This window comes from Providencia sp., from assembly GCF_052096715.1.
Taxonomy (GTDB): Bacteria; Pseudomonadota; Gammaproteobacteria; order Enterobacterales; family Enterobacteriaceae; genus Providencia.
In genome coordinates, this window is sequence record NZ_JBQDNB010000049.1 from 1 (window position 1) to 11,347 (window position 11,347).

Consider the following 11,347-nt stretch of genomic DNA (forward strand, 5'->3'; position numbering starts at 1 on the left):
TGCAGGGTTCTGTGACAGAGTTTCTAAAACCGCGCCTGGTAGATATCGAGCAAGTGAGTTCGACGCACGCTAAGGTGACCCTTGAGCCTTTAGAGCGTGGCTTTGGCCATACTCTTGGTAACGCACTGCGCCGTATTCTGCTTTCGTCTATGCCGGGTTGTGCGGTGACAGAGGTTGAGATTGATGGTGTACTGCATGAGTACAGCACTAAAGAAGGTGTACAGGAAGATATCCTGGAGATTCTCCTCAACCTGAAAGGGCTGGCGGTTAAAGTTCAGGGGAAAGATGAAGTTATTTTAACCTTGAATAAATCTGGCATTGGCCCTGTAACCGCCGCCGACATCATCCATGATGGTGATGTCGAAATCGTCAAGCCACAGCACATCATTTGCCACCTTACTGACGAAAGTGCGTCTATTAATATGCGCATTAAAGTTCAGCGTGGTCGTGGTTATGTGCCGGCTTCTGCCCGAGTTCATTCGGAAGAAGATGAGCGCCCAATTGGTCGTTTGTTAGTCGATGCTTGCTACAGCCCTGTAGAGCGTATAGCCTACAATGTTGAAGCAGCTCGTGTTGAGCAACGTACTGACTTGGATAAGTTAGTTATTGAAATGGAAACTAACGGTACAATCGATCCTGAAGAGGCGATTCGCCGTGCAGCGACCATTCTGGCTGAACAACTTGAAGCTTTTGTTGATTTACGTGATGTACGTCAACCAGAAGTTAAAGAAGAGAAACCAGAATTCGATCCTATCTTACTGCGCCCAGTTGACGATCTGGAATTGACTGTCCGCTCTGCTAACTGCCTTAAAGCAGAAGCTATCCACTACATCGGTGATCTTGTACAGCGTACAGAAGTTGAGTTGCTTAAAACGCCTAACCTTGGTAAGAAATCACTTACTGAAATTAAGGACGTCTTGGCATCTCGCGGTCTTTCTCTGGGCATGCGCTTAGAAAATTGGCCGCCAGCTAGTATCGCTGACGATTAGGTCACAGGTTAAGGTTTTACTGAGAAGGATAAGGTCATGCGCCATCGTAAGAGTGGTCGTCAATTGAACCGCAACAGCAGCCACCGCCAAGCTATGTTCCGTAACATGGCAGGTTCTTTAGTTCGTCACGAGATAATCAAGACGACTCTGCCTAAAGCGAAAGAACTGCGTCGCGTCGTTGAGCCGCTGATTACTCTTGCCAAGACGGATAGCGTTGCTAATCGTCGTCTGGCATTCGCCCGTACTCGTGATAACGAGATCGTGGCAAAATTATTTAATGAACTGGGACCTCGTTTCGCAGCTCGTGCTGGTGGTTACACTCGTATTCTTAAGTGTGGACACCGTACAGGTGACAATGCTCCGATGGCTTACATCGAACTTGTTGACCGTGCTGTAGAGTCTCAAGAAGTTGTTGCAGAGTAATCTGTAATTGCTTTCAAGAAAACCGGGTATTTATTGCCCGGTTTTTTTGTACCTGCTATTCTTACCCTTCATATTTGCATTTTACCCTTGAAATATTCTTTATAAATCCATACCTACTGGTGAGAAATTATGAATATGTATAAAATAGGCCAAATCGCTAAGCTTGCGGATGTGACTCCTGATACTATTCGTTTTTATGAAAAGCAGGGGTTAATGGGGCATAAAGTTAGAACGGAAGGGGGTTACCGATTATTTACGGAACAGGATTTGCAACGGTTACGTTTTATTCGTTATGCTAAGCAACTGGGTTTTACTTTAGAGGCTATCACGGAATTACTTTCAATTAGAGTCGATCCAGAGCATCATACATGTCAGCAATCAAAGCATATTGTTGATCTCAGATTACATGAGGTTGAAAAAAAGATTCAAGAGCTTATTATTATGCGAGACTCATTAAAAATGTTGAGTTCCGTATGTTGTGGTGATGAACATGCCACAACCTATTGTTCAATTATGGAGATTCTAGAGAAGGGTGCATCAAAGATTTATTAAATTATAAATCATCAATTAACGTTAAAAGGTCTGCTATGAGCAAATATCAGCATAAACGCGGTGAGATTAAAGATAATGCAATTGAGGCATTATTACATGATCCATTATTTCGCCAACGGGTTGAAAAAAATAAAAAAGGTAAAGGAAGTTATAATCGTAAAGGAGTAAATAATAAAAACGCTAACTGGGAGGCCAGTGGTAATCAGTTAATATACTTATTACCACTGGCCTTTTAATTATTTCTTATTCTGTTCTTTCAATAAATCACGGATTTCTGATAATAATACTTCTTCTGAAGTTGGTGCCGGTGGTTCAGTTGGTGTTGCTTCTTCTTTTTCACGGCGAACTTTATTCATTACTTTTATTGCCATAAATATTGCGAAAGCAACAATAACGAAATCAAAGACTGTTTGTAAGAAAACACCATAATTAAGGACTACCGCAGGTAAACCTTCATGTGCTTCTCTTAATATTATACTGAATTGTTTAAAATCAACCCCACCAATTAGTAAGCCTAGAGGTGGCATAATGATATCAGCAACTAATGATGAAACTATTTTCCCGAATGCAGCACCAATAATAATACCGACTGCCATATCCACAACATTGCCTTTCATGGCAAATTCACGAAACTCTTTTAAAAAACTCATTTGATGACCCCTTAACCTGAATAAGTAACTCAATTGCTACAAAGTATGTATGTGATTAACAAATTATAGTATCTAAAATAATTATGCTGCAAATATTTATTACTTTTTCTTATTACTATAAAAAGAAAGGGCTAGGTTGGAATAGTTTTTCGACATCGGGTACATATTTTTTATCTGTAATAAACATGATGACGTGATCCCCTTGCTCAATAATATGGTAATCACTCGCAATAATAACTTCATCTTCTCTTACTATTGCACCAATAATAGTGCCAGGTGGTAGTTTTATTTCTGATATTTTTTTACCAACAACCTTGGATGTATTTTCATCACCATGGGCAATAGCTTCTATTGCTTCAGCAACACCTCTTCTTAATGACGAAACACTTACTATATCTGCTTTTCTGACATGACTTAATAAGGCAGAAATTGTTGCTTGTTGAGGTGATACCGCAATATCAATTACGCCACCTTGAACTAATTCAACATAAGCGGAGCGTTGTATCAGTACCATTGCTTTTTTCGCGCCCATTTTTTTAGCTAGCATTGCTGACATAATATTTGCTTCATCATCATTAGTTACGGCAATAAACACATCCATTTGCTCGATATGTTCTTCAGTTAATAATTCTTGATCAGATGCATCACCATAAAAAACAATTGTGTCATGTAACAACTCGGCAAGTTCAGTTGCCCTTTGTTGGTTTCGTTCGACTAATTTGACGCTATAATCTTTTTCGAGTCGTTTGGCTAATCCCGCACCAACATTACCACCACCAACTATCATTAAGCGCTTGTAAGGTTTTTCTAGTCGTTGAAGTTCACTCATAACGGCTCGAATATGTTGAGTTGATGCGACGAAAAAGACTTCATCACCTGCCTCAATAATTGTCGAGCCTTGAGGACGTATCGGTCTATCTTGGCGAAATATAGCGACAACACGAGTATCAATGTGGGGCATGTGTTCGCGTAAACTAGAAAGAGCATTACCAACGAGTGAGCCGCCATAGTAGGCTTTGACCGCAACAATACTGACTTTGCCTTCTGCAAAGTTAACAACTTGAAGTGCGCCAGGGTACTGAATGAGCTTGTAGATGTAATCGATGACTAATTGCTCAGGAGAAATTAAATAGTCAATTGGAATTTGCTCAGGCAGAAATAATTTATCGGCTTCACGTATATATTCAGTAGCTCTAATACGGGCAATTTTATTAGGCGTATTAAAGAGGCTATATGCAATTTGGCATGCAATCATATTCGTTTCGTCAGAGTTAGTGACAGCAACTAGCATATCAGCATCTTCTGCTCCTGCATCCCTAAGGACTCTGGGATGAGAGCCATGGCCATTGACAACTCGTAGATCAAATTGATCTTGAAGTTGACGTAATCGATCCGCATCGGTGTCAACGACAGTAATATCATTGTTCTCATCAACTAAATTTTCAGCGAGTGTACCGCCAACTTGTCCGGCACCTAGAATAATGATCTTCATTGCATATTCCTATATGTGAGAATTTATCGCCTGTTACTGTGCCTGTTTTACCAAGCGGGCATAAAAAAATCCATCACCACCAGTGGTGCTCGGCAGTATTTGCAATCCGGCTTCAGTTCCATCATTTAGGCTCGCGTCTGAGTGTTTAGCGAGAAAATTTTGAACTTGTAGACTATTTTCTTCAGGGAGCACAGAACATGTTGCATAAAGAAGTGTTCCGTTAGGTTTAAGGTATGGCCAAATTGATTCTAAAATCTTAGATTGTAGTTGTGCAAGTTCATTTATATCAGAATCACGTCTTAGCCATTTGATGTCAGGATGACGTCTTATAACACCAGTCGCTGAGCATGGTGCATCAAGTAAAATTCTGTCAAACAGTTGTCCATCAGCCCATTGTTCCGGTTTAGTTCCATCACCTTCAATTACGGTTGCATGCTGTTTTAGTCGTTTTAGATTTTCTTTAACTCGTTTTAGACGAAATTCGTCAATATCGACTGCAAGCACATTGGCCTTGGGCGCTAATTCTAGAATGTGAGTTGTTTTACCTCCAGGTGCAGCGCAGAGGTCTAAAATATTTTCATTATTTTTTGGCTGAAGAAGTTCTGCACAGCCTTGAGCTGAAGCATCTTGAACTGTTGACCAACCATCTTCAAATCCAGGTAATTTTGATACAGGGGTTGGTTCATCTAAGCATATAGCACTAGGGCGTGAAGGATGTAGTTGTGCTGAAATATCAACTTGTTCTAATAATTCAAGGTATTGCTTTGCGCTATGGTATTGAGAGTTGACTCTTAACCACATAGGTGGACGCTGATTGTTAGCATCTACAATTGATTGCCATTCATTAGGATATGCATCTTGTAAGCGTTTTAATAACCAACTTGGATGTAGGTATTGGCTATTATTGTTTTCATTGCGCTCTTCTAATTGTACTTGTTGGCGTAAAAAAGATCGTAGTACACCATTTACAAGTCCTTTTAACTGAGGGCGCTTTAATGCAACCGCCCCATCTACAGTTTCAGCTAATGCAGCATGTGCTGGGATTCGGGTATAAAGTAGTTGATAAATACCAACTATAATTAAGTAATGTAAGGTTCTTTGTTTCCCAGTTAATGGTTTTTCCATTAATTGGCTAATAAACCATTCAAGTTTAGGTAGATATCTTAAGACACCGAAGCAAATCTCTTGTAATAAAGATTTATCTTTATCATTTATATTTCGTTGTAGCTCGGGAAGCACTGCACTTAGTGATTGTCCATTATCAAGTACTTGGCTAATGGCAGTCGCCGCAATACTGCGTAAATTATATGTATTTTTCATAAGAGAAGGTGTGTCTTTTAGTTTCTGAATGAAAATTGCCTGAGTTTATCTACAGGCAATTTTGTAGATAAATTAGTCTATCTGTTGTTCAGGAGTGAACCATTCGCGACGGGAATTTAATAAATCTTGTGCGCTCATCGCTTTTTTTCCTGGAGGTTGCAACTGGGTTATATTGAGAATTCCATTACCAGTGGCAATGCTAATTCCTTTTTTATCGGCGCTAATTATAGTTCCAGGCTGCTTATTATGTATTTCAGTAATGACTTCAGCTTGCCAAACTTTGATTAGTTGCTCTTGAATGATAAAATAACTCATCGGCCAAGGGTTAAATGCTCGGATACAACGTTCAATGTGCTCTGCTGGTTGCTGCCAATCAATACGTGCTTCTTCTTTGGATAATTTTTCAGCGTAATTTGCTAATGAATTATCCTGCTTTTCTGGAATACAATGACCAGATGATAGCATTTCTACAGTATGAATAAGTGCTTTAGGACCTGTTATGGCTAATTTGTCATATAGTGTTGCACTTGTATCATCGGAGGTAATAGCGCAAGTTGTTTTATATAACATATCACCGGTATCAAGACCTGCGTCCATTTGCATAATAGTCACACCCGTTTCATTGTCGCCAGCCCATATAGAGCGTTGAATTGGTGCAGCTCCTCGCCAACGAGGTAGTAAGGAACCGTGGACGTTAAGGCAACCAAGACGAGGAATATCTAAAACGGCTTGTGGTAAAATTAAGCCATAAGCAACCACAATCATTAAGTCGGCATTTCTATCTTTAATCCACTGCTGGTTCTCCGTATCTTTTAGCGTAGTAGGCTGAAAGATGGGAATTTTATGTTCTTCTGCTAGCATCTTAACAGGACTTGGTGTGAGTTTTTTTCCTCTACCTGCCGGTTTATCATGACGAGTAAGAACACCAACAATTTGATGGTTAGTTTCAAGTAATGCAGCTAAATGCTTGGCTGCAAAATCGGGAGTACCTGCAAAGATAATTTTTAATGGTTCTGACACAGAATTTTCCCTGTTTATTTAATTAGCTATTCTTGGCTTCTTTTGCTTTTATTCTATCTAGTTTTTCAACTTTTTGACGGATACGCTGGCGTTTTAGCGGAGATAGATAATCAACGAATAACTTACCAACAAGATGATCCATTTCATGTTGGATACAAATAGCTAGCAGCCCATCAGCTTCCAGTTCAAATGAGTCACCATTGTAGTCTAGGGCTCGAACTTTTACCTGTTCAGCTCTTGGGACGAACCCATGTTGTTCTGGTATTGAAAGGCAGCCTTCCTCTATACCTGTTTCTCCTGATTTATCGAGCAGCTCAGGATTAATAAGTACAAGGCGCTCATTGCGTGATTCAGAGACATCAATAACGATAATTCGCTTGTGGATGTCAACTTGAGTTGCAGCAAGCCCTATACCTTCCTCTTCATACATAGTCTCGAACATATCATCGATTATACGTTGAATTGAGGCATCAATTTTTTCGACTGGCTTTGCAATAGTGCGTAAGCGTTCGTCTGGATAATGTAATACGTTTAATACTGACATAGATTTTTCGAACGGCTTCCAAGAATGTGAATGGGAATTAATGCCTATTCTAGACATTTATCTAGCATATTGACAGTATTGGTTATGATTTGTTCACCAAAGAACATGTTAATAAACAAGTCAGGATGACAAAATGAATGTGAAGGAAATTTGGCTAAGGATGTCTCAGGTAAATAAAGTATTACCCCAGTACGCATTACAAATAATTAATAAGCTAAAACAATTAAATAGAATGAGTTGTACGACTTTGCAAAAATGTGGTTTGAATGAAATGCAAAGCTTACAATTTTTGAATATGCCAACGCATCGAATTAACTTAGTTCTCAAATGGTTAGATAATAAAGAAAATCAGATGATTACATTTAGTAATCCTCAATATCCATTTTTATTAAAACAAATCCATAACCCTCCTCTTGTGCTTTTTATAGTAGGAAGACAGGAATTATTGGCAACAGCACAAATTGCCATCATCGGAAGTCGTCAAGCGAGTGAATATGGACAAAAATGGACAGAAATATTTGTAAAAGAGTTTGTGAGTTATGGGCTAACGATTACAAGTGGTCTTGCTTTAGGAATTGATGGAATGAGCCATAAAGCTGCAATTGCAAATCACGGTAATACAATTGCTGTATTAGGTAGTGGACTTGGAAATATTTATCCGAAACAACATATATCTTTAGCTGAACAAATCAAACAAGAGGGATTACTTGTTTCTGAATACTTACCTGATACCCCTCCTTTGCCAAAACAATTTCCACGACGCAATCGAATTATTAGTGGTCTAAGTAAAGCAATTGTGGTTATTGAGGCGGGTATGAAAAGTGGATCATTGATAACTGCACGTTATGCAATTGAACAAAATAGAGATCTTTTCACATTACCTGCGCCGCTAGGAAACACTGCATTTAGTGGTAATCATTGGTTATTACAACAAGGCGCTTATTTATTGGCTCAACCAGAGGATATCATACAACATCTAGAGTGTGAGTTAAGTTGGGTACAATCAGAATTAGTGGGAGAAGATATACCCGTTACAGAGTTTAACCTGACAGAAAATAAAATTTTAGGTATGGTGGGATACCAAGCTACACCCGTAGATGTAATTGCAGAACAGATGCAAATGCCAATAACACAAATAATTTCACTTTTAACTGAAATGGAGATAAATGGAATTATTACCTCTACTGCTGGTGGATACATAAGGTTGAGTTAGTTAAGAGAAAATCATGTCGAAGCAATTGCCTTTTGATACAGAAAAAAATGAATATTGTCCTGAATGTAGCGCCTTACTTGTTATTCGTAATGGTGCTCATGGCCCTTTTCTGGCTTGCTCTGGTTATCCAGAATGCCATTACTTGCGGCCATTACGCTCAGTAACTGAAAGCCATATTGTTAAAATACTAGAGGGACATAACTGCCCTAAATGTGGACATGATTTAGTCTTAAAACAAGGCCGATTTGGTATGTTCATTGGTTGTAGTCATTATCCTAGTTGTGAGCATACTGAATTAATTGATAAGCCGGATGAAACTAAGATCCCTTGTCCTCAATGTCAAAAAGGCAATCTGCTACAGCGTAAGTCTAGGTTTGGAAAGACATTTTATGCTTGTGATAATTATCCTAGCTGCCAATTTATAATCAATAATAAGCCAGTTACTGGAAAGTGTGAGTTTTGTGAATATCCATTATTGATGGAAAAAAAGGGCGGACAGGGCGTAAAATTATGTTGTGCCAGTAAACGTTGTGGTAAGTCACAAGAAAAATAATGAGTTAAAACTATGCAAAATAAATCTACACCTGCAATTGAACGTATTATTACATCACTTGAACAAGAAGAAGTTATTGCGTATCCAACCGAAGCGGTTTTTGGCTTGGGATGTGACCCTGATAGTGAGAAAGCGGTTAATAAGCTACTTGAACTAAAACAGCGTCCATGGGAAAAAGGATTGATTCTTATTGCTGATAATTATGAGCAATTGAAAAACTATGTTGATGATAGCCAGTTAACCCATGCGCAAATGGACGTCATGTATAGTAGTTGGCCGGGACCTGTTACTTGGGTGATACCAGCAAAAACAACCACACCAAAATGGTTAACGGGAAAATTTGATACCTTAGCTGTTCGAGTCACGGATCATGAATTAGTTAAAGCGCTATGTAAACGATATGGAAAGCCAATTGTTTCGACAAGTGCAAATTTGAGTGGTTTAGAGCCTTGTAGAACAACTAATGATGTTATTGAACAATTTCACGGTAGCATTCCAGTCCTTGATGGATTAGTGGGTGGTCGACAGAATCCATCTGAAATTAAAGATGCTAAGACTGGGCAATTATATCGTAAAGGATAAATATTAAATGGAAATGTTTGCCGTTTTTGGAAACCCAATTGAGCACAGCAAGTCACCATTGATACACCAAATGTTTGCTGAGCAGACAGGCGTTTCCCTCGAGTACCAAAAAATCTTATCACCGATAGATAGTTTTGAGCAGAATGTCGTAAATTTTCTCTCTCAGGGTGGGAAAGGCGCAAATATTACATTGCCATTTAAAGAAAGAGCATACCAGTTAGTTTCAGAATTGACAGATAGAGCTCAAATTTGTGGCGCTGTAAACACCATCATGAAGCTTGATGATCATCGTTTGCTAGGCGATAACACCGATGGAATGGGGTTGTTGTTAGATCTACAACGACTCGAGTTTATTCATTCAAATAGTAAAATTTTAATTATTGGCGCTGGTGGTGCAACCCGAGGTGCTTTGCTGCCTCTTTTAGAATATGGTTGTCATATCACATTGACGAATAGAACTTTTTCCAAAGTTGAACGATTAGTTGAGCAATTTTCGGGAATTGGTCATATTCAAGGTCGGGAGATCTGTCAGATCGCATCTGCTGAATTTGATCTTATTATTAATGCGACCTCTTCAGGTGTGAACGGAGAGATCCCAGAGATTAGCCCTGATATTTTTTCTTCAGAGGTTGCTTGTTATGACATGTTTTATCAAAACACGCTAACACCGTTTCTTTCATTTGCAGGTGAGCATAAAACAAAAATAGTGGCTGATGGGCTAGGTATGTTAGTTGGGCAGGCTGCATTTGCATTTAAACTATGGCACGGCATTCTTCCCGAAATAGCACCCGTTTTATCGATATTACAACGTGAGCTCAGGATATGAATCAGGCCATTCAATTTCCAGATAGAGAAGAATGGGATGCATTAGCACGCAAAGTGCGATTTCCTGTACTTATTAGCGGAATGCTATCGGAGTGTATTATTTCAGAGTCGTTTCTATATAGTCGCTATGGTAAGCAAGAAACGGCACTTGCTTTATTCCAAAGTCACCGTTGGGATTTAGAAGAAGAGTTTGAGGCTTTGATTGGTCAAGGCCTCAAAGATGAAAATGACGTCTATATGTTGTCAGAGGACAAATAGTTGTTTTTCCATTCAACATAATTATTTGCTGAGTAACGTAAATGATTGAGTTCTTTGTCTGTGAGTTTTCTAACAGCTTTTGCAGGGCTACCTATATACAGGTAGCCTGATTCCAATCTCTTTCCTTGTGTAACTAAACTATTTGCACCGATGACAACATCATTTTCAATTATTGCACCATCTATAATGACAGAGCCCATACCAACCAATACTCGATCTCCGATTGTGCAACCGTGAAGCATGACTTTATGACCGATGGTGACATCTTCTCCAATAATTAATGGATTACCTTCAGGGTTATTTAAAGATTTGTGAGTGACATGTAAAACAGACCCATCTTGTATATTTGTACGGGCACCAATTGAAATATAGTTAACATCACCGCGTAATACAGATAAAGGCCAGATACTGACGTCATCTGCTAAGCGAACATCCCCAATAATTACGGAAGACGGATCGATAAACACAGTAGATGTGATAGTTGGATAAGTATTTAAATAAGGTCTTAGTAATTTATTCATATTGGTAACCATAAAAGAAAATCAATCTATGAAGATTAATATCTTAGAAAGAAAAGAATAATACTATAAGTATAAAGAAAATTGAGCTTCTTTTATAACCATTGTGGTAGTAAAAAACACATAGTGATGATTTTATCCGCAAACAGTATTATTTTTTAAAAAAAAGGTTGTGTAATTTTAAGAGCTCCCTATAATTCGCATCCGTTGTCACGGCAAACCACTTCGGTGGTCAGGGTTAGAAAAAGAAAACCCTAAGCCAAACTTGAAAAAGTGAGTGACACTAAGGTGTGAAGAAAGAAAAAGTTGAAAATAACCACTTGACTTTCTAAAAGAAAAACGTAGTATACACACCTCGCAACAACGACCTGATTCACAGAATTTAGTGTCGACATCGAAAGATGAGTT

15 protein-coding genes are annotated in these 11,347 nt (G+C 38.8%); 9 read left to right on the forward strand and 6 right to left on the reverse strand.

Going from position 1 to position 11,347, the window contains the following annotated elements; all coding sequences use genetic code 11:
* The 4 genes from ACTH6U_RS20930 to ACTH6U_RS20945 form a co-directional block, all read left to right on the forward strand.
* Window positions 1-989: DNA-directed RNA polymerase subunit alpha (locus ACTH6U_RS20930; protein WP_441833058.1), on the forward strand; the 989-nt coding region annotated here is incomplete at its 5' end.
* Window positions 990-1,025: 36 nt separating this feature from the next.
* A complete protein-coding gene (rplQ, locus tag ACTH6U_RS20935) occupies window positions 1,026-1,412 on the forward strand; it encodes a 50S ribosomal protein L17 (RefSeq protein ID WP_294106980.1) in 387 nt (128 codons plus the stop codon).
* A 135-nt stretch (window positions 1,413-1,547) separates the two neighbouring features.
* Entirely contained in the window at window positions 1,548-1,964 is a 417-nt protein-coding gene (zntR, locus tag ACTH6U_RS20940) for a Zn(2+)-responsive transcriptional regulator (RefSeq protein ID WP_294106998.1), read from the forward strand.
* Between the two features lie 35 nt (window positions 1,965-1,999).
* Window positions 2,000-2,200, forward strand: coding sequence for an alternative ribosome-rescue factor A (locus ACTH6U_RS20945; protein ID WP_294106979.1), 201 nt, complete (start codon window positions 2,000-2,002; stop codon window positions 2,198-2,200).
* Here ACTH6U_RS20945 and mscL read toward each other — a convergent pair whose 3' ends face one another.
* From mscL to def, 5 genes are all read right to left on the reverse strand, one after another.
* Window positions 2,201-2,614 (reverse strand): large-conductance mechanosensitive channel protein MscL, encoded by a 414-nt coding sequence (gene mscL / locus ACTH6U_RS20950; RefSeq protein ID WP_294106978.1) that lies wholly within the window; start codon window positions 2,612-2,614, stop codon window positions 2,201-2,203.
* A gap of 115 nt (window positions 2,615-2,729) precedes the next feature.
* The gene (gene trkA, locus ACTH6U_RS20955; RefSeq protein WP_294106977.1) at window positions 2,730-4,106 is read right to left on the reverse strand and encodes a Trk system potassium transporter TrkA; all 1,377 of its coding nucleotides are present in this window, start codon (window positions 4,104-4,106) and stop codon (window positions 2,730-2,732) included.
* Window positions 4,107-4,139: 33 nt separating this feature from the next.
* Window positions 4,140-5,426, reverse strand: a complete 1,287-nt coding sequence (rsmB, locus tag ACTH6U_RS20960) for a 16S rRNA (cytosine(967)-C(5))-methyltransferase RsmB (protein WP_441833059.1) — start codon at window positions 5,424-5,426, stop codon at window positions 4,140-4,142.
* A gap of 72 nt (window positions 5,427-5,498) precedes the next feature.
* A complete protein-coding gene (fmt, locus tag ACTH6U_RS20965; protein WP_441833060.1) occupies window positions 5,499-6,446 on the reverse strand; it encodes a methionyl-tRNA formyltransferase in 948 nt (315 codons plus the stop codon).
* Window positions 6,447-6,468: 22 nt separating this feature from the next.
* Window positions 6,469-6,990, reverse strand: a complete 522-nt coding sequence (gene def, locus ACTH6U_RS20970) for a peptide deformylase (RefSeq protein ID WP_441833061.1) — start codon at window positions 6,988-6,990, stop codon at window positions 6,469-6,471.
* 133 nt (window positions 6,991-7,123) lie between these two features.
* Between def and dprA the strand changes: the two genes are divergently transcribed.
* The 5 genes from dprA to ACTH6U_RS20995 are packed head-to-tail and all read left to right on the forward strand — an operon-like array spanning window position 7,124 to window position 10,421.
* The gene (gene dprA / locus ACTH6U_RS20975) at window positions 7,124-8,203 is read left to right on the forward strand and encodes a DNA-processing protein DprA (RefSeq protein WP_441833062.1); all 1,080 of its coding nucleotides are present in this window, start codon (window positions 7,124-7,126) and stop codon (window positions 8,201-8,203) included.
* Between the two features lie 13 nt (window positions 8,204-8,216).
* A complete protein-coding gene (locus ACTH6U_RS20980; protein WP_441833063.1) occupies window positions 8,217-8,756 on the forward strand; it encodes a topoisomerase DNA-binding C4 zinc finger domain-containing protein in 540 nt (179 codons plus the stop codon).
* A gap of 12 nt (window positions 8,757-8,768) precedes the next feature.
* Window positions 8,769-9,338, forward strand: coding sequence for an L-threonylcarbamoyladenylate synthase type 1 TsaC (tsaC, locus tag ACTH6U_RS20985; protein WP_294106971.1), 570 nt, complete (start codon window positions 8,769-8,771; stop codon window positions 9,336-9,338).
* A gap of 7 nt (window positions 9,339-9,345) precedes the next feature.
* Window positions 9,346-10,164, forward strand: coding sequence for a shikimate dehydrogenase (gene aroE / locus ACTH6U_RS20990; protein ID WP_441833064.1), 819 nt, complete (start codon window positions 9,346-9,348; stop codon window positions 10,162-10,164).
* Window positions 10,161-10,421 carry a DUF1488 domain-containing protein gene (locus tag ACTH6U_RS20995; protein ID WP_294106969.1) on the forward strand — a complete coding sequence of 87 codons (261 nt, stop codon included), beginning with the start codon at window positions 10,161-10,163 and terminating at the stop codon, window positions 10,419-10,421. The genes aroE and ACTH6U_RS20995 overlap by 4 nt, the downstream gene beginning before the upstream one ends.
* Here the strand turns inward: ACTH6U_RS20995 and ACTH6U_RS21000 are convergent.
* Window positions 10,397-10,942: a gamma carbonic anhydrase family protein gene (locus ACTH6U_RS21000; RefSeq protein WP_294106968.1), complete on the reverse strand. Its 546-nt coding sequence runs from the start codon at window positions 10,940-10,942 to the stop codon at window positions 10,397-10,399. The two genes, ACTH6U_RS20995 and ACTH6U_RS21000, sit on opposite strands and share 25 nt — an antisense overlap.
* Between the last annotated feature and the right edge of the window lie 405 nt (window positions 10,943-11,347).